This is a genomic window from Neobacillus sp. MER 74 (assembly GCF_023714155.1).
In genome coordinates this window covers 632,837-651,131 of record NZ_JAMAUV010000001.1, presented here as the reverse complement: position 1 = coordinate 651,131, position 18,295 = coordinate 632,837, and the positions used below count along the sequence as shown (strand labels likewise).

The 18,295-nt window shown below is 37.1% G+C and carries 18 protein-coding genes and 1 other annotated feature; of the genes, 15 read left to right on the top strand and 3 right to left on the bottom strand.

The features are described 5' to 3' along the window. Positions 1-186 (bottom strand): YjzD family protein, encoded by a 186-nt coding sequence (locus tag M3610_RS03205; protein ID WP_026566124.1) that lies wholly within the window; start codon positions 184-186, stop codon positions 1-3. A 235-nt stretch (positions 187-421) separates the two neighbouring features. On the opposite strand from M3610_RS03205, the gene M3610_RS03200 reads away from it, so the two are divergent. The 12 genes from M3610_RS03200 to M3610_RS03145 all read left to right on the top strand — a co-directional run bounded on the left by M3610_RS03200 (position 422) and on the right by M3610_RS03145 (position 12,531). Further along, complete coding sequence (locus M3610_RS03200) at positions 422-1,144, top strand: alpha/beta fold hydrolase (RefSeq protein WP_098572437.1); 723 nt, start codon at positions 422-424, stop codon at positions 1,142-1,144. Between the two features lie 79 nt (positions 1,145-1,223). Then, positions 1,224-2,063, top strand: coding sequence for a hypothetical protein (locus tag M3610_RS03195; RefSeq protein WP_251456473.1), 840 nt, complete (start codon positions 1,224-1,226; stop codon positions 2,061-2,063). Positions 2,064-2,155: 92 nt separating this feature from the next. Further along, positions 2,156-2,344, top strand: a complete 189-nt coding sequence (locus tag M3610_RS03190) for a ComZ family protein (RefSeq protein WP_251456757.1) — start codon at positions 2,156-2,158, stop codon at positions 2,342-2,344. 163 nt (positions 2,345-2,507) lie between these two features. Continuing rightward, positions 2,508-3,440 (top strand): beta-ketoacyl-ACP synthase III, encoded by a 933-nt coding sequence (locus M3610_RS03185; protein ID WP_251456471.1) that lies wholly within the window; start codon positions 2,508-2,510, stop codon positions 3,438-3,440. 45 nt (positions 3,441-3,485) lie between these two features. Next, positions 3,486-4,724, top strand: coding sequence for a beta-ketoacyl-ACP synthase II (gene fabF / locus M3610_RS03180; RefSeq protein WP_251456469.1), 1,239 nt, complete (start codon positions 3,486-3,488; stop codon positions 4,722-4,724). 117 nt (positions 4,725-4,841) lie between these two features. Further along, positions 4,842-5,642 carry a DUF2268 domain-containing putative Zn-dependent protease gene (locus M3610_RS03175; RefSeq protein ID WP_251456467.1) on the top strand — a complete coding sequence of 267 codons (801 nt, stop codon included), beginning with the start codon at positions 4,842-4,844 and terminating at the stop codon, positions 5,640-5,642. Positions 5,643-5,778: 136 nt separating this feature from the next. Beyond that, positions 5,779-6,804 carry an ABC transporter ATP-binding protein gene (locus tag M3610_RS03170; protein WP_251456464.1) on the top strand — a complete coding sequence of 342 codons (1,026 nt, stop codon included), beginning with the start codon at positions 5,779-5,781 and terminating at the stop codon, positions 6,802-6,804. Continuing rightward, complete coding sequence (locus M3610_RS03165; protein WP_285850897.1) at positions 6,801-7,811, top strand: ABC transporter ATP-binding protein; 1,011 nt, start codon at positions 6,801-6,803, stop codon at positions 7,809-7,811. The genes M3610_RS03170 and M3610_RS03165 overlap by 4 nt, the downstream gene beginning before the upstream one ends. A gap of 74 nt (positions 7,812-7,885) precedes the next feature. Continuing rightward, the gene (gene opp4A, locus M3610_RS03160) at positions 7,886-9,601 is read left to right on the top strand and encodes an oligopeptide ABC transporter substrate-binding protein (RefSeq protein ID WP_098572444.1); all 1,716 of its coding nucleotides are present in this window, start codon (positions 7,886-7,888) and stop codon (positions 9,599-9,601) included. A gap of 129 nt (positions 9,602-9,730) precedes the next feature. Continuing rightward, positions 9,731-10,696, top strand: a complete 966-nt coding sequence (opp4B, locus tag M3610_RS03155) for an oligopeptide ABC transporter permease (RefSeq protein WP_251456462.1) — start codon at positions 9,731-9,733, stop codon at positions 10,694-10,696. Between the two features lie 13 nt (positions 10,697-10,709). Then, complete coding sequence (gene opp4C, locus M3610_RS03150) at positions 10,710-11,621, top strand: oligopeptide ABC transporter permease (RefSeq protein ID WP_251456460.1); 912 nt, start codon at positions 10,710-10,712, stop codon at positions 11,619-11,621. 163 nt (positions 11,622-11,784) lie between these two features. After that, the gene (locus M3610_RS03145; RefSeq protein ID WP_098572447.1) at positions 11,785-12,531 is read left to right on the top strand and encodes a YjbA family protein; all 747 of its coding nucleotides are present in this window, start codon (positions 11,785-11,787) and stop codon (positions 12,529-12,531) included. A gap of 58 nt (positions 12,532-12,589) precedes the next feature. On the opposite strand, the gene trpS is transcribed toward M3610_RS03145, so the two are convergent. Continuing rightward, positions 12,590-13,582: a tryptophan--tRNA ligase gene (gene trpS, locus M3610_RS03140; protein WP_251456755.1), complete on the bottom strand. Its 993-nt coding sequence runs from the start codon at positions 13,580-13,582 to the stop codon at positions 12,590-12,592. 48 nt (positions 13,583-13,630) lie between these two features. Then, positions 13,631-13,885 (bottom strand) — a binding site (T-box leader). A gap of 55 nt (positions 13,886-13,940) precedes the next feature. Further along, positions 13,941-14,297, bottom strand: coding sequence for a DUF3899 domain-containing protein (locus M3610_RS03135; RefSeq protein WP_098572448.1), 357 nt, complete (start codon positions 14,295-14,297; stop codon positions 13,941-13,943). Positions 14,298-14,518: 221 nt separating this feature from the next. Here M3610_RS03135 and M3610_RS03130 point away from each other — a divergent pair, with 221 nt between their 5' ends. From M3610_RS03130 to opp3C, 3 genes are all read left to right on the top strand, one after another. Beyond that, positions 14,519-16,216 carry a peptide ABC transporter substrate-binding protein gene (locus tag M3610_RS03130; RefSeq protein ID WP_251456458.1) on the top strand — a complete coding sequence of 566 codons (1,698 nt, stop codon included), beginning with the start codon at positions 14,519-14,521 and terminating at the stop codon, positions 16,214-16,216. 113 nt (positions 16,217-16,329) lie between these two features. After that, on the top strand, positions 16,330-17,262 hold the full coding sequence (opp3b, locus tag M3610_RS03125; protein ID WP_098572450.1) for an oligopeptide ABC transporter permease: 933 nt from the start codon (positions 16,330-16,332) through the stop codon (positions 17,260-17,262). After that, positions 17,259-18,287, top strand: coding sequence for an oligopeptide ABC transporter permease (opp3C, locus tag M3610_RS03120; RefSeq protein ID WP_098572451.1), 1,029 nt, complete (start codon positions 17,259-17,261; stop codon positions 18,285-18,287). Before opp3b ends, opp3C begins: the two co-directional genes overlap by 4 nt. Positions 18,288-18,295: the final 8 nt, after the last annotated feature.

Sequence of the window (18,295 nt, the reverse complement as noted above, 5' to 3'; positions counted from 1 at the left end):
TTAATGTTTTGAAACTGGCTCATTTGGAATCAATGCAGTTACTACGTAAATTAGAATAGTTACACCAACTGCAGCAACAGTACCAGTAACGAAATCATATTTTGCACCAGCAGTCATTGAGCTCACTACATATGTAAGCATTTGCACTAATAGAAATGACCAGAAAAGGGTCCAAAAAAATCGCATTATTCTTCACCTCTAACAACCTATTTTACATCTTTAATTATATTATCATATGATTCAGAAATGATAAAGCTAAACTTCCTTTCGTGGTAAGTTGTCCTTTCCGGCTTACCGTGCTCTTCTTCTTTTTTTCCTGCTTGAATTCCATCTGTGCCGCGTATAAATAGGCAAAACCCCTTTCAACTTTAATATGCCGGCATACAATACTGTGAGGAAATATGGAAAAGGAGATTTAACGATGGAAAATCGTAATTTTCAGATGGATACCCAATGGAATATTATTCATTACCCAGAGAAGCCCACAGGATTTGGGATCTTAATACTTGGAGATGAAAGGCATTTTGTCGATGACTGTAAATGCTTTTGGACACAAAACGAAGGTAAGTTGGCAATTATCAACCAGCTAAAAGAAAAAGGGTACACCATTTTTTCCTCGAATCTTTATGGGCGAAACTGGGGAAGCGATAATGCTGTTGAACTCGCAGAGAGGTTATATCAGCATGTAATCCGAAGCGAGATCCTAAATAACAAAATTCATGTTTTGGCAGAAGGTATGGGGGCATTGGTTGCTTTGAAACTAATGGAAAAGATGAAGCACAGGATAAGGTCGATTATTTTACTTAATCCGATTCTATCCTTAAAACATCATCTTGAACAAGAAAAGGAACATAAATTTTTTTATAAGAAGCTACTGAGGGAATTATCATTAGCGCATCAAATGGAGCAGAACGTACTTGAAAACACATTTCTTAGCAGGGAAGAAAACATTAAACAACCATTTGACTGTCCAGTTAAAATAATCCATGTCTTGTCTGGGGCAAAATCTTATAACCAGTCTAAATTGTATCAACAACTAATTAGTGGGTCCGAGATAAATCCAACATTTATTCTTCCAGAGAAAAAACAACGACTAGCGATAATTATGATAAAGTTCTTCAACCGTCATGAATCGGTCTTATAAACTTCATCCTCCCTACAAGAAATAATTCCTTAACGATGCGCATAGGATTCATTAAGGTTAGTGTGGGGAGGAAAAATATATGGACAAGGCAATTCTTTTTGGTTTGTTTGACTTTGTGAATTTTCATATTTGCAAGAGTTTGTTAAATAAAGGGCTGGAGGTCACGGGGATTCATCTAGCAGAGACGGGGCAAATAGAATTTCTAGAAGAAAAAAGGCTTGAAGTAGGCCGTAATGCAAACTTAATAGAAAAATCATTATCCGAGTGGGGGATTGACCAAGAAAAATCCACACCCAATACCAGTCTAATCATTTCAATATATGATCTTTTTATGAGCAAAAAAGAACAAATTTTAGAGGATAAAAATGTAACTAGGCAGATGGTTAAATATCTGGAGGGTAATAGGAATGAAGTTAGCAATGTTCTTATTCTCCCTGTCCAAATGCTGACAAGTACATTTAGGGGTAAGGAAATAGAAGGATTCCTAGATTTAATAAAGGGAGTAGGAAATAATACGCAATCTATTTACTTACCCGCAGTTTATGGCCCATGGCAAACGAATACTTTTTTATTTCAAAAAGTATTAAGTTCAAAATATCAAGAAATAGAGATTACAACTGATGAAAGGGAATGGTCCAATGATGTCCTTTTTATAAATGATGCGCTAGAGTCTATTGTGGATATTATTGAAACAGGAGAGCCAGGTAGTTTTGTGCTTGAAAGCGGCCAGAAGAATCAATGGTTAAGATGTGCTGATTATCTAAATATCGCCGAAAATCATCGGGCGAAAAATGGTTATGAATCATTGGATTTGAATTCTGGCATTGTAAAAGTTTCCGTAAAAAAAGGAACTTCATTAAAAAAATCCATTCAGGAACAAAAGGATCATGTCCAGCGACTGTATGCAAATCAGTTGTAATGTGTCCTGATTTTTGTATAGAATATGTTGGAAATAGGGATGATGAAAGATAGGATTCATTTCGCTAATGACATTTAGAAGGAGATAATATGATTAGTCAGGATAAATCTTTAGAATTTATGCAGATCGCGATGAAATACTTACCAGAGGCTAAAGAAGAATTGGACAAGGCTGGTGTTGAATTATCAATGGATTTAATTCAGCCGTTTATGAATCTTTTTTCAAAGGTTATGCAAGAGGCATACGAACTTGGTTTAGCTGAGGGGCGTAAAGAAATGTAAAAAGAAATAAGCTCTCGGATGCGGGAGCTTATTTCTTTTTTAATATTTGACTTAAACAGTTGCTTAAAATGGACATTATTTGATAAAATTAGGACCAAGTCATAATAATTGATATTAAACAATAGGATATAGAATTTTGTCATAAATAAAGGAGATGGACCGTATGAGAGCAGGGATTGTAGGTATCGGTAGGTATTTACCAGAGAAAATTGTCACCAACAAGGATTTAGAAAAAATTATGGATACATCTGATGAATGGATTCGTACAATGACAGGAATTGAAGAGAGGAGAATCGCAGCCGACGATGTTGACACGTCAGACATGGCATTTGAAGCTGCCCAAAAGGCGATTCAAGATGCGGGGATCACTGCAGAAGAGATTGATTTAATACTGGTAGCTACGGTAACTCCAGACACTCCGTTTCCTTCGGTTGCATGCAGAATTCAAGAAAGACTGGGAGCAAAGAAGGCTGCAGCAATGGATGTCAGTGCAGCTTGTGCTGGTTTTATGTACGGTATTGTGACAGGTAAACAATTCGTTGAAACTGAAGTTTATAAATATGTACTTGTCGTTGGAGTGGAAAAACTTTCGAAAATTACAGATTGGTCTGACCGCAATACGGCAGTATTATTTGGGGACGGTGCTGGAGCGACAATTATCGGACCTGTTTCGGAAGACCGTGGAATTCTATCCTTCGAACTTGGAGCTGATGGGACAGGATCTAAGCATCTGTACCAGGATGAATATATTATTATGAACGGTAGAGAAGTTTTCAAATTTGCTGTTAGGCAAATGGGGGAAAGCTGTATTAATGTTCTCGAAAAAGCAGGTTTATCAAAAGATGATGTCGATTTCCTCATTCCTCATCAGGCAAATATTCGAATTATGGAAGCGTCTAGACAAAGATTGGAATTGCCAGTTGAAAAAATGTCAAAAACCATTAATAAATACGGTAACACTTCTGCAGCGTCGATTCCCATTTCTATTGTAGAAGATTTGGAAGAGGGAAGAATTAAGGATGATGACATTATTGTCATGGTAGGTTTCGGTGGAGGCCTAACTTGGGGTGCAATTGCGATCAAATGGGGAAGATAAAGAACAGTATGAGCAAAAAGATAAGAAATGAAGGAGATAGATAATATGGAAAAGCGCAGGGTTGTAGTAACAGGCATAGGTGCAGTAACGCCGCTTGGAAATGATGCCGAAACTACTTGGAAAAATATTTTAGAGGGTCAATCTGGGGTTGGGCCGCTGACAAGAGTTAATGCTGATGAATATCCGGCAAAAGTTGCTGCTGAATCCACTGATTTTAATCCTGAGGAATTTATGGATAGAAAAGATGCACGTAAAATGGATCGTTTTACACAATTTGCGGTTGCGTCGGCATTAATGGCAGTGAAAGATGCTAATTTAACAATTAACGAAGAAAACTCCCATCGTGTAGGAGTATGGATTGGTTCTGGAATTGGCGGAATGGAAACCTTTGAACAGCAATTTGAAATATTTCAAAACAGAGGATATAAGCGTGTTAGTCCATTTTTTGTTCCAATGTTAATTCCAGATATGGCAACAGGACAAGTTTCCATTACATTAGGTGCGAGAGGCTTCAATTCATGTACAGTAACCGCCTGTGCAACTGGAACAAATTCGATTGGTGACGCCTTTAAAGTCATTCAACGCGGTGATGCAGATGCTATGGTTACAGGCGGAGCGGAAGCACCGATTACAAAAATGTCGGTCGCAGGCTTCTGTGCAAATACTGCTTTGTCCACCAATCCAGACCCAAAAACAGCGAGTAGACCATTCGATAAAAACCGTGATGGATTTGTCATTGGCGAAGGTGCAGGGATTATTGTCTTAGAAGAACTTGAACATGCCTTAGCGCGTGGTGCCAAGATCTATGCTGAAATTGTTGGCTATGGTGCAACTGGGGATGCCTACCATATTACGGCACCGGCACCAGGTGGTGAAGGCGGCGCCCGCGCTATGAAAATGGCCATTAATGATAGCGGATTAAATCCAGATGAAATTGACTATGTTAACGCCCATGGGACTAGTACAGAATATAATGACAAGTTTGAAACTCTTGCTGTTAAAGAGGTTTTCGGTGAGCATGCTTATAAATTAGCGATTAGTTCAACAAAATCGATGACAGGGCATCTTCTGGGTGCGGCTGGCGGTGTAGAAGCAATTTTTTCGGTATTAGCGATAAGAGACAGTATGCTTCCACCTACCATTAACTATGAAACACCAGATCCAGAATGTGATTTAGATTATGTACCAAATAAAGCACGTCAAAAGGTAATTAAAGCAGCAATGAGTAATTCATTAGGTTTTGGCGGACACAACGCTACGATTGTATTTAAAAAATACGAATAAACATCTACGAACGACCAGACAAATATATCTGGTCGTTTTTTTACCATTTTATCTATGAACCTCTTTCGATTACCTTCATAAACTGTTCAGAAGAGGCTAGGTAAATGGGGTGTAAAAATGGGAATTATTCGAACAGATTATTGGATAGAAGAGGAGTTTGACAGACCTTTAAAGTTGTGTGAAAAACTAGAGCCATTCTTTGTAAAGCAAACGCCAAAGGAAATATACAATCAATTATTGAATTTTGGTATGTACCGACCCTCTAAATCTGCTCGAATTATTATTGACCGAATGAAAGAACATAAGGCATGGGCTCAAGTGGAACAACTCTTTAATCACTATAAAGAGAAATGGAATGGTCCTGACATACCAGTATTTCTTTTTCCCGTAGCACAAGCAGGCGGTTTCTTTCTTAAGGAAGTTAAAAGTAAAGCTGGTGTCTCGTTTCCTGATAAAATGTTCCTTTTTCTCTCGCATTTTGAGAATCCTAAAGAAATAGAGGCACTAATGGTCCATGAATATCATCACGTCTGCAGGCTAAGTAAGTTGAATAAAAGAATGGAAGATTATACCTTGCTTGATTCGATAATTATAGAAGGACTTGCTGAATATGCCGTTTTAAAAAATTGTGGTTCGGAATATTTAGCCTCATGGTGCCGTATGTATAATAAAAAAGAGTTACAAAAATTTTGGGATAAATATATAAAAAAACAACTAGGTACGAAGAAAAATGAAAGAGGACATGATGAATTACTATACGGAGTGGGAAGACTGCCAAGACTTCTCGGTTACTCTTTTGGATATGATATTGTTGAACACTTTTACAAAACCAATCATTATTCTACGAAACTATCTTTTTCCATCCCTGCAATAAAGTACCTAGAACACTATAAGAATGACATCTTAAAAAGCCAATAGAACTAGACTTAAAAAAATAGACTGACATATATTATATAAAATTCAAATAAATCTTGCAATTGTAACAATTCCGTAATAAAATTTCAAGTAAATAGTTTGAATAAACAGAATAATTTAAAAAGTTAGTAGGTGTACTATGAGCACAAAAAGATCGTTGCAAAAAGAGGCACCATTGCTCGAGGTGAAAAACTTAGAGACGGCATTTGATATTGACGGAACTGATTATAATGCAGTAGATAATGTTTCATTTAATGTTAAGCCAGGTCAAGTTGTTGGAATTGTTGGAGAGTCCGGTTGTGGCAAATCCGTTATGAGTCTCTCAATAATGAAGCTTTTGCCTAAGGGGAGCGGAAAAATAAAAACAGGTGAGGTTATTTTTGATGGAATAAATCTTGAGAAAATGACCGAATCTCAAATCAATAAAATTCGAGGGAAAGACGTCTCGATGATTTTCCAAGAGCCAATGACTTCATTAAATCCAGTTTTTACAATAGGTTATCAATTACAAGAAGTCCTTTTTAATCACTTAAAAATTTCGAAGCAAGAAGCCAGGTTAAAATCAATTGCCTTATTAAAAAGTGTCGGAATCTCACGGCCTGAAAAACTGGTTGATGAGTATCCACATCAACTATCCGGCGGGATGAGACAAAGAGTGATGATCGCAATTGCCATAGCTTGTCAGCCTAAATTATTGATTGCTGATGAACCAACGACTGCACTGGATGTTACTGTTCAAGCTCAGATATTAGAACTTCTTCAGGAAATTCAGGCAGTAAATGACATGTCTATCATTTTAATAACCCATGACTTAGGCGTGATTGCTGAAATGTGTGATGAAGTTATGGTGATGTATGCCGGAAGGATTGTTGAACGTACGGATGTTGATACGCTTTTCCATAATCCCAAACATCCTTATACTAGTCTACTATTGGGGGCTATCCCAAAAATGGATGGACAAAATGAACGGTTAAGTTCGATAAAGGGTATCGTACCCTCGCTTATTAATATGCCAAAAGTGGGCTGCCGTTTTGCAAATCGATGTCCAAAAGCAATGCCTGAATGCACGACAAATACCCCTTTACTTGAAGAGGTAGAACATGGCCAAGAAGTTGCATGTTTACTCTATGAAACAAGTAAACCAATTGAAGGGGTGAGATCATGAAGACTGTTTCAGTACATAAACAGGATGACCATTCTCCCATGAAGTCAGAGAATCTATTGGAGATTAAGAATCTTAAAACCTATTATCCTGTTAAAGGCGGATTTTTAAAACGCACGATTGGAAATGTAAAAGCAGTGGATAATATCTCTTTTGAGATTAAAAAAGGGGAAACGCTTGGGCTAGTTGGTGAATCTGGATGCGGTAAATCAACTGCAGGCAGAACAATCCTTCGACTATTAAAACCAACAGAGGGTCAAATTCTTTTTAATGGTAAAGACATTACCAAAGTATCAGGCAAATCACTTCGCGAGATTCGAAAGGATATGCAAATGGTGTTTCAGGACCCTTATGCTTCTTTGAATCCGATGCAAATGGTTGGAGACATTATCGCTGAGCCTATTTATAACTTTTCTAAAAAAAGTAAGGATGTATTAAAACAGGAAGTCATGGATTTGTTAAATAAAGTAGGATTATCGCCAGATGCCTATTACAAGTATGCACATGAATTTTCTGGGGGCCAGCGTCAAAGAATCGGAATTGCTAGAGCGTTAGCATTAAAGCCGAAATTAATTATTGCCGACGAACCTGTTTCAGCACTCGACGTCTCAGTCCAATCTCAGGTTTTAAATTTGTTAAAAGACTTGCAGGAAGAATTTAACCTTACCTTTCTTTTTATAGCACATGATTTAAGTGTTGTTAAACATATGAGTGATCGAATTGGTGTTATGTATCTAGGTAATATGGTCGAGGTTGCGGATAAAGAAGATTTATATGCTGTACCTCTCCACCCATATACACAAGCATTAATTTCAGCAATTCCATCTCCTGATCCCAGGGTGAAAAAAGAGCGGATTATCTTAAAAGGTGATGTGCCGAGCCCAATTAATCCTCCAACAGGATGCCGATTTCATCCCCGCTGCCCCATGGCAATGGAGCAATGTTCTAAAATTTTGCCGGTATTAAAGGAGGTGAAGCCCTCTCATCGAGTTGCTTGCCACCTTTACTAGAAAAGCGAATGCACATGTACGCTTTCACTAGGCAGTAACGAAAGGAAAAATAAAAACTATAGGGGGGTAAATAAATGAAGAAGAGAAGTATGCTTATGCTAGCCGCATTGATGCTGGTTCTATCCGCATTTTTAGCGGCCTGCAGCGGCGGAGAAAAAACAGGGACAAGCAAAAATGAAGATGATGGTAAGACTGGCGAAACGGCCGGAAAACCACAAGATGGCGGGACACTAGTTTATGCACTAGATTCCGCACCAGAGGGTAAATTTAACTATTCTTTTTATGGTAATGCATCTGATCAGTATGTCATTGATTTCTTTGATGAAAACCTAATTGATTATGACGAGAATTTAAAAGCGCAGCCTCATATCGCCTCATGGAAAACAACAGACAATAAAGTTTTTGATTTCGAAATCAAGCAAGGTGTAAAGTGGCACAATGGCGATGAGTTATCAGTGAAAGACTGGGAATTTGCATTGAAAGTTATCGCCGACAAGGATTATGATGGTCCACGTTTTGATAACGTAAGAAATATTGTAGGTGCACAAGATTATCATGACGGCAAAGCGAAAGAAATCGCTGGTATCAAAGTAGTGGATGATTACCACATCCAAATTACTTTTGATAAAGCTCGTGTAAACAACTTGGATAATCTTTGGACATACCCGATGAACCGTACGGAATTTAAAGGACTTGCAGTAAAAGATATGATGGCATCCGCACAAGTTCGGACCAAGCCTGTTGGTTTAGGACCATTTAAAGTAACGAAAGTAATTCCAGGTGAATCCATAGAAATGGAACGATTTGATGATTACTTTGGCGGCAAACCACATATCGAAAAAGTAGTTATTAAAGTGATTGATCCTTCACTTTCTGTTGGAGAACTTAAAAACGGGACACTTGATATGACTTCTTTCCATCCTAGTATTATTGATCAAGTCAAAGCGCTCGATAATGTAAATGCTGTTACCTATCCAGGCGTAAGCTACTACTATGTTGGTTTCAGATTAGGTACCTGGGATGGCGAGAAAAACATCATGAACGAACCTAAATACCAAGAGAAGAAGCTTCGTGAAGCAATGTATTATGCAATCAATCGTGAGGAATGGGTTAAGGCGTTCTTCTTTGGTGTAGGTAAGCCAGTCAATCGTCCAATACCTACAAACCATTGGATTGCAGCCCCTAATGAAGATTTAGAGCAATACAAATATGATCCGGAAAAAGCGAAAGCATTATTAGATGAAGCGGGATACAAAGATATTGATGGCGATGGCTTCCGTGAAGATCCAAATGGGAAGAAATTTGTTGTTAATTTCAGCCACTATGCAACCGATAACCCTACATTTGAATCGCGCGCTAAGGCAATGACTCAATATTGGGAAGCAGTTGGTTTGAAAACGAAATTAACAATGACAGATGTAAACCTTTATTATGAAATGCTTGATAAAGCTGATAAATCAATGGAAGTATTCTTCGGTGGCTGGTCAACTGGGTCAGACCCAGATCCGACTCCACTTTGGGGATCGAAAGCAGTTTGGAACTACCCACGCTGGGTAAATGCTGATAGTGATAAATTGCTAGATCAAGCACTTGATATCAATATTGTAGGAACAGATAACGATAAACGTAAGGATCTTTATGTCCAATGGCAAAAGCTATTCATGCAAGATCTACCAGCATTACCTATTGCTGAACTAGAAGAAACAATGGCAGTCAGCAAGCGAGTGCAGGACGTTAAATTTGATGTATCTGGTATGAATCGTCCAAACGAATGGTGGATTAAGCAATAGGTTCTGCTAAAAAATACTAACACAATCTTAATCTTCAAATGGGAGAAGGCTTACTTCTCCCATTTGAATAAGCTGGTATTCGATTTACACAGAGTGTGTACCAAAGCTTAATAGACAAGGAGAATGCACATGCTGAAATATGCATTTCGAAGAATATTGGGAATGATTCCAATGTTACTCCTTACCTCCATTGTAGTATTTACATTGGCAAAATTAATGCCGGGCGATTCACTAAGTGGAGAAATAGATCCTAGAAATACGAATCCTGAGTATATCGCAGAAATGCGAGAGAAATTGGGGTATAATGACCCGCTGCCTCAGCAGTATTTCCGTTGGATTAGTGGATTCGTTGAGGGGGATTTTGGAAAGTCAACACGTTTCAAAATAGAGGTATCCGAGGTTATTGGTGAGCGGCTCCCTAACACAATACTTTTAGGTTTTTCATCCATATTAATAACCTATATTCTCGCATTTATAATGGGTTCCTATGCAGGACGAAAGCCTTATACCCTGACTGATAATCTAATTGGAGGATTAAACTACATAGGATTGGCCATCCCATCCTTTATTGCTGGGGTATTCGCTATCTTCTTCTTTTCCTTTACGCTAGGCTGGTTTCCATCCAATGGTTCAGTCGATATTGGTGTGACCGAGGGAACCATTGAATGGTGGTTAAGCCGTTTACATCATGTCTTTCTGCCTGCGGTCGTACTAGGATTATTAAGTACAGCTAGTTATACCCAATTTTTACGTAACGATATTATCGAAAATAGCCGCAAGGACTATGTCCGCACAGCACGTGCAAAGGGTACGCCGGAACGAAAGATTTATAATGTTCATATTTTAAGAAACTCAATTATTCCACTTATAACATTTTTAGGATTTGATATCGTCGCCATTATTAGTGGTGCCATTATTACTGAGACAATTTTTACTTATCCTGGTTTAGGACAACTATTCCTACAGTCTGTAGGGACGAGGGATTATCCAGTTTTATTGACATTGACAATGTTATTCTCATTCTTAACATTAATCGGCAATTTAATAGCGGATGTCTTATATGGTGTTGTAGATCCGAGAATTAGACTAGATTAAGGGGGAGGAAAAGATGCAAATAGTAACGCAAAATGAGAAAAATATGTTAGTAACACCCCCGAAAAAAAGTTTATCTCCTTTTGCAATAGCACGAAAGAAATTTGTGAAAAATAAATTGGCAATGATTAGCCTTTTCTTTTTACTGCTTGTTACGATTGTTTCAATCCTCGCACCCTATATCACTACGGCAGATATAACTAGAATTAACATTGGGCAAATGTCGTTAGAGCCAAGTAGTGAACATTGGCTGGGAACAGATAAATCTGGACGCGATGTTTTTACAAGATTGCTCTATGGCGGACGTATCTCTTTGTTAGTAGGGATCAGTTGTACATTTTTTGTTATTATACTGGGAACTTTAATCGGCTCAATCTCAGGGTATTTCGGCGGAGCGGTTGATAGCTTATTAATGAGATTTACCGATTTTATCTTAAACTTTCCATTCCTTGTATTTGTCATTGTTCTAAATGCGATCCTTTTTGGAAAAGTTAACGGATTGTGGGTATTAATTGGAACAATAAGCTTGCTAAGTTGGGGGGGGATTGCCCGGATTGTCCGCAGTAAGATTCTCTCCGAAAAAGAAAATGAATACATTACAGCAGCCATTTCTATAGGTTGTTCACCAACAAAAGTTATTGTGAAACATCTTCTTCCCAACATTTTATCTACTATTATTGTTCAAGCAACGATTACATTTGCAACGATGATTGTTGCTGAAACAGGTTTAAGTTTTCTTGGCTTTGGTGTACCGCAAGAAATTCCGAGTTGGGGAAATATGTTGAATTCAGCTAATGAGCCTGATGTTCTTCAATTCAAACTTTGGATTTGGGTACCGCCAGCATTAATCATCACAATAACCATTTTATCTATTAACTTTATCGGTGAAGGTCTAAAGGATGCCTTTAATCCAAAATCTAAACGTTAAAGATCTACCATTACCTGGTGGATTTTTTTTGTTGGCATTTTAAAATTCATTGTTGATTGCAGTTCATAAATGTAATTGGAGCAAAATATATATAAAGGAATAATTTAACTAAGGTCTGCCCATACTGATTTACAAACAGTTTCTTGAAGTGAGGGGTTGTACAATGTTGTATCTTCATGATGTATGGGTGAATTGGTTTGAAGGGGAAGAAAACGGTTACAATGTATGTCATTTCCATGAATGGCGTAAGGATGATGGCGTGGAGTTATTAGACCAAGTGCCATTGATGAAAGTTGAACCGATTTTGTTTAATTACATTGAAAATGATTTGTCAGAATTACCTCAACAGCTCTTAGATGATATCTTTCAGAAAGCGTATTTGAGGAAGAATCATGAAAGAGTTCAACTTGACTATTGTTTTGTAGTTACAGATGGAATTGGTATATTAGCCATTGATACCATTGGCTATAATATTCCAATCCGTAAAAGCCGATTAATTCCAAGACAAGAGCAGTTAGTTTACGAAATGATAAGTCAACATGAGGCTAATAAATACCACTTTTATGAGCAGCCAAAATCAAAAGACTATCACATTCTCTCACCTGAGCCGGAATTAATGAGAGGTTTAACAAGAAAAGAGCGTCAATTAAAACAACTATTATTTATGGCACTTGACCAATTACTCTCATCGAGTAATGAGGCAGAAGTTAGGTATTGGTACACTGAATGGTGTCCAGAAAATTATTCAACGATTCAAGCTTTAAATTTTGAAGCCGCATGGGAACAGTTATTTGAGGAAACAAAGTATGGATGGTCGAAGAGGCATGAAACATTTTGTGAAAATCTAATAAAAGGACAGCCATTTTTTGAAAAACTTTGGGAAATGGAACACGGTCCAAAAGTAAATTAAAAGCCTGACCCAACAGATATGCTACACATATCTGTTGGGATTCAGGCTTTTTTAAATTCTACCTCTTCTTACGGCCTAACCCCATAGCGTTTTCCATTTTCTTTAATGTCTTATTAGCCACTAAGTTTGCTTTTTCTGCACCTTCATCCAATATACGGTCAAGTTCGGGTGAATCAAGTAATTCATAGTATCTTTCTTGTATTGGTGTAAAGAAGTTGACAACGACATCGGCTAGGTCACTTTTAAAATCACCGTAGCCTTTCCCTTCGTACATTCCTTCAATTTCAGAAATAGTTTTTCCACCCAAGATAGAGTAAATTGATAATAGGTTTGATATGCCAGGTTTGTTTTCTTTATCGAATTTAACAATCCCTTCAGAATCTGTCACAGCACTCTTGATTTTTTTCACCATTTGCTTTGGATCATCTAAAGGTGTGATATTAGCTTTTTGGTTTGGATCAGATTTGCTCATTTTTTTCGTTGGTTCTTGCAGAGACATAATTCTTGCACCAACCTTAGGAATACTTATTTCAGGAATAGTTAAAATGTCTCTGTATTTTTTATTAAAACGTTCTGCTAAGTCACGAGTTAATTCCATATGCTGCTTCTGATCTTCGCCAACAGGAACTAAATCCGTATTATATAGAAGAATATCGGCTGCCATAAGAGGAGGGTAAGTTAATAAACTTGCTTGTACTGCCTCTTTCCCTGTGGATTTATCTTTGAATTGAGTCATTCTTTCTAATTCTCCAATATAGGCTACACACTGCATCAACCATCCCGCTTGAGCATGAGCAGGAACCTCCGACTGAACAAACAATGTGGCTTTGTTTGGATCAATTCCAACTGCTAGATACAATGCAGCTAAACTTCGGATATTTTTCCGCAGAATTCCTGGGTCCTGCGGAACGGTAATGGCATGCTGGTCTACGATACAAAAAAAGCAATTGTATTCGTTTTGCATTTCTACAAATTGTTTCAACGCTCCAATATAGTTACCGAGTGTTATCGTTCCACTTGGCTGAATACCAGAAAAAATCGTTTTCATAATCATTTCCTCCTAAAAAATATATAAAAAAACCATTCATCCCCTAAAACGAATAGGGACGAATGGTTCGCGGTACCACCCTAAATTACTCAAAAAAGAGTCACTCATTGCTAAAACCATCTCGAAGACAATTTAGCCACCTTTTAACGCAAGGTTACGTCTAATCCTACTTATATATAACATAGAAATAATTTGTTCAGATAGAGGCTCCAAAGTCCATTCCGTATTTATTCGTGTTTGTTTCCACCACCCACAAACTCTCTGATCCGAATGTAAATACGTACTACTCTTTATCATCGCCTTTTAAGCAACTATACAATTGTACTTATTATAATGAAACGAATAATTATTTTCAAGTCAGTTAAAAATAATATATGACAAGGGCAATAAGCATAAACAGTCCATTAATAAGCCCGTAAAAAGCTAAGGGCTTTTGGTTGAAAGTAACAAGTTCTGATAAAGGAGGTATTTCATCAAATCGTCTTTTATTATGACCTCTTTGAAACGCAAAACTGAAAGATTTTGAAATGACGTCATAAAAGCCTGAATGGATAGTATAAACAAGCAAGGAAGTAAGCAAGAGTCCTGCTGAAAAATAAAAAGATATATTGATATAGCTTAACAAGGACACTTTGTGATTGTTAATAAAAGAAATAAAAATAATCACTAGTTGTATGAATGCAATAATTAGGAGTTTTTTCTTAAGTTGATAATTCACTAAATAACCTCCAAAAGATTGATTTAATAGGGGTTTACTTAAGTATATTATATTAAAAATCCGTATAAGTCTAAATTATAACATAGGAAAATGTAATGATAACGTAAAGAATGTTTCTGAAATGTAAATAAACTTCAAAAAAATAATGTACAATTTCTAGAAAATATGTATAATAGAGAATGTAGTAATTTTTCAGAATAATAGAAAAGGGAGGTCTACTAGTGAAGAAATCAAAACTTTCACTACTATTAGTACTATCACTAGTTCTCAGCATGTTCCTTGCAGCATGTTCGGGCGGAAACAAGAATGAAGGTACGTCCAAAAATGAAGGCGATAATAAAGCCGGCACTGAAGAAACCCAATTAGCAGATGAGCAAGTCCTAAATGTTCTTGAGTCTGCAGAAATTCCTTCAATGGACAGCGTAATGTCTCAAGACGTATTGAGCTTCACAATGTTAAATGCTACAAACGAAGGTTTATATCGTTTAGATCCAGACCAAAAAGTTATTCCTGGCGTTGCTGAAGCAGCACCAACTTATAATGATGATAAATCTGTTATCACAATTAAATTAAAACAAGATACAAAATGGTCAAATGGTGACCCTGTAACTGCACATGATTTTGTATTTGCATGGCAACGTGCAATTGATCCTAAAGTTGCTGCTCCATACGGCGCATACTTCATGGAAGGCAAAATCAAAAATGCATCTGAAATTGTTGCTGGAAAAGCAAAACTTGATGATTTAGGTATTAAAGCAGTAGATGATTATACTTTGGAAATTACATTAGTAAGACCACTTCCATACATCGAATCTTACTTAACTTTCCCATTGTTCTTCCCACAAAACAAAAAGTTTGTTGAAGCGGAAGGCGATAACTATGCGAAAGATGCAACACACCTACTTTACAATGGTCCGTTTAAAATGACTAAATGGGATGGTCCAACAGGAACTGAGTGGGTATTAGAAAAGAATGCTGATTATGTAAATGCAAAGGACGTTACTTTAGAGAAAATTAACTTTAACGTTTCTAAAGATCCACAAGCATCTGCAAACGCGTATACTGCTGGTGAAGCTGATATCACACCAAAACTTGCACAAGCGGCAATTCTTTCACAATTTGAAGGACAAAAAGATTTACTTCGCTATCAAGAACCATCAATCTGGTGGTTAAAAATGAACGAAAAGAACCCAGCATTAAAGAATGTTAATATCCGTAAAGCAATTGCTTTAACTGTTGACAAAAAAGCTTTAACTGAAGATGTATTAGCAAACGGATCCATCCCTGCTGATTTCTTAGTTCCAAAAGGATTCTCTTTTGACACAAATAATAAAGACTTCCGTGAAACTACTGGAACTTACTTAAGCACTAACAAAGAAGAAGCTAAAAAGCTTTGGGAACAAGGTCTTAAAGAAACAGGACTTAAAGAAGTTAAGTTTACTTATGTAGGTCAAGATACTGAAACTTCAAAAGTAACTGATGCATTCGTTAAAGATCAGTTAGAGAAAAACTTACCAGGATTAAAAATTACAATCGAAGCAGTTCCTTTCAAAATTCGTATCGCTCGTGAAGATGCTGAAGATTATGATTTATTAATGGGTGGTTGGGGACCTGACTACGCTGACCCAATGACTTATATGGATCTATGGGTAACTAACGGCGGACAAAACCACATGAGCTATAGCAATCCTGAATTTGATAAGTTAATCAAATCAGCTAGTGAAGAACTTGTAGCTAAGCCACAAGATCGTTGGAAAGCTCTTCAAGATGCAGAAAAAATCTTGTTAGAAGATGATGCGGCTATCGCACCATTATACCAACGTTCAGTGAACCTATTAATCAATCCTAAGGTTCAAGGTTTTGCTCACCATGCATTTGGTCCTGACTATAGTTACCAGTGGATTAAAATCACAAAATAGTAACTATAACTAATCAAATAAAAAGAGAGTATATTTACCAATATACTCTCTTTTTACCTGTGTTAGAATTGTCGTAAGATGTCGAAAATTCAAAATAATTAGGAGGTGTAGGCATGGTCAAATATATACTAAAACGTGTTGGCTATATGATTATTACACTTTTTATTGTAACATCGCTTACCTTTTTCCTCATGAAGCTAATTCCAGGTAGTCCCTTTAATAACTTCGAAAAGCTATCTGAAGTTCAGCGAAATATTTTGCTGGATAAATATGGCTTGAACGACCCCCTGCCTGTTCAATATTTTAACTATATGATGAACTTGGTAAAAGGGGATTTAGGAGTTTCCTTCCAATTTGATAATACCCCTGTGACAGAACTAATTGCTAATCGCCTTGGACCTTCTGCACAATTAGGTTTTCAAGCAATGGTTGTAGGCTCAATTTTAGGTATTTTATTAGGTGTAATTGCTGCTCTAAAGCAAAACACTTGGATAGATTACGGTTCTACTTTTATCGCAGTAGTTGGTAAATCAATCCCATCATTTATTTTTGCTGGATTAATGCAGTATTATATTTCGGTAAAGTTAGGCTGGCTTCCAGTAATGTTATGGAAAGGACCTGAATATACAATTCTTCCTACTATTGCACTAGCGATGTTTCCAATCTCGATTGCAGCGCGTTTTATGCGTACTGAAATGGTTGAAGTATTAGGGTCTGATTATATAACTTTGGCGAGAGCTAAAGGTGCGAGCCGCTGGCAGATTAGCTTTAAGCATGCTTTAAGAAATGCGTTAATACCTGTAGTTACTGTTTTAGGGCCATTAGCTGTTAGTTTAATGACTGGCTCACTTGTTATTGAGCAAATTTTTGGAATCCCAGGAATTGGTGAGCAGTTCGTTAAATCTATTAATATGAATGATTACCCCGTTATTATGGGAACTAACATATTATTTGCGGTCCTATTTATCGTAGTAATCTTAATTGTTGATATTCTTTATGGAATCATCGACCCACGTATTCGTGTATCGGGGGGGAAAACTAAATGAGCAACAAAGACATAACAATTTCAAAGGATATGTTTGCTCCTGTCCATATTGATCCATCAAAAAGTGAAAAGATTGCCAAACCAAGTTTGAATTTCTGGCAAGATTCATGGCTAAGAGTCAGGAAAAATAAAGGTGCTGTAGTCAGCATGGTCATTCTAGTTATAATGATATTAATGGCCTTTGTTGGTCCAATGATTACGCCATATTCTTACGATACGCAAAACACAAAACATAATAATTTACCACCGCGAATTCAAGGTTTAGAAGATGTTCACTGGCTTCCTTTTGATGGAACATTGTCAAGAAGAGATGGTACTGTTTATAACGCGTATGAAGTTCGTAAAGTGGATGCCTATTATTGGTTCGGTACGGATAATTTAGGCCGAGATCAATTTGCACGTGTTTGGAAAGGTACACAAGTATCGTTATTTATCGCTTTTATGGCTGCGTTAATCGATATGGCTATTGGGGTTGCATATGGAGCCATATCGGGTTATCTAGGTGGACGAATAGATAGTGTAATGCAGAGGATTATCGAGGTTATTGTGGGTATTCCGAACCTGATTGTTGTTGTATTGATGATACTCGTGTTAAAACCAGGTATTATCCCAATTATTATTGCCTTAACCATTACAGGATGGACTAGTATGGCTCGTGTGGTACGTGCGCAAGTATTAAAATTTAAAGGTCAAGAATTTGTACTTGCAGCAAAAACCTTAGGTGCGTCAAATTCGTCTATCATTTTTAAACACATGATTCCAAATATGTTTGGAGTAATTATTATTAATACGATGTTTTCTATCCCGAATGCCATTTTCTTCGAAGCATTTTTAAGTTTTATCGGGTTAGGATTACAGGAACCTCATGCATCTCTTGGAACATTAGTAAATGCAGGATTTAAATCTATGATTGCTTTTCCTTATCAAATGATTATTCCTTCCATTATGATTGCGTTAATCATGGTATGCTTCAACCTTGTTGCAGACGGATTACGTGATGCATTGGATCCAAAAATGCGTGATTAGAAGGCAGG

Bases quoted from the DNA above. Each gene is read 5' to 3' on its own strand.
- M3610_RS03170 (WP_251456464.1), top strand. From the start codon at position 5,779: ATGAGCACAAAAAGATCGTTGCAAAAAGAGGCACCATTGCTCGAGGTG.
- M3610_RS03185 (WP_251456471.1), top strand. From the start codon at position 2,508: ATGAGAGCAGGGATTGTAGGTATCGGTAGGTATTTACCAGAGAAAATT.
- fabF (WP_251456469.1), top strand. From the start codon at position 3,486: ATGGAAAAGCGCAGGGTTGTAGTAACAGGCATAGGTGCAGTAACGCCG.
- opp4B (WP_251456462.1), top strand. From the start codon at position 9,731: ATGCTGAAATATGCATTTCGAAGAATATTGGGAATGATTCCAATGTTA.
- opp3C (WP_098572451.1), top strand. From the start codon at position 17,259: ATGAGCAACAAAGACATAACAATTTCAAAGGATATGTTTGCTCCTGTC.
- M3610_RS03205 (WP_026566124.1), bottom strand. From the start codon at position 186: ATGCGATTTTTTTGGACCCTTTTCTGGTCATTTCTATTAGTGCAAATG.
- opp4C (WP_251456460.1), top strand. From the start codon at position 10,710: ATGCAAATAGTAACGCAAAATGAGAAAAATATGTTAGTAACACCCCCG.
- opp4A (WP_098572444.1), top strand. From the start codon at position 7,886: ATGAAGAAGAGAAGTATGCTTATGCTAGCCGCATTGATGCTGGTTCTA.
- opp3b (WP_098572450.1), top strand. From the start codon at position 16,330: ATGGTCAAATATATACTAAAACGTGTTGGCTATATGATTATTACACTT.
- M3610_RS03165 (WP_285850897.1), top strand. From the start codon at position 6,801: ATGAAGACTGTTTCAGTACATAAACAGGATGACCATTCTCCCATGAAG.
- M3610_RS03145 (WP_098572447.1), top strand. From the start codon at position 11,785: ATGTTGTATCTTCATGATGTATGGGTGAATTGGTTTGAAGGGGAAGAA.
- M3610_RS03175 (WP_251456467.1), top strand. From the start codon at position 4,842: ATGGGAATTATTCGAACAGATTATTGGATAGAAGAGGAGTTTGACAGA.
- M3610_RS03200 (WP_098572437.1), top strand. From the start codon at position 422: ATGGAAAATCGTAATTTTCAGATGGATACCCAATGGAATATTATTCAT.
- M3610_RS03195 (WP_251456473.1), top strand. From the start codon at position 1,224: ATGGACAAGGCAATTCTTTTTGGTTTGTTTGACTTTGTGAATTTTCAT.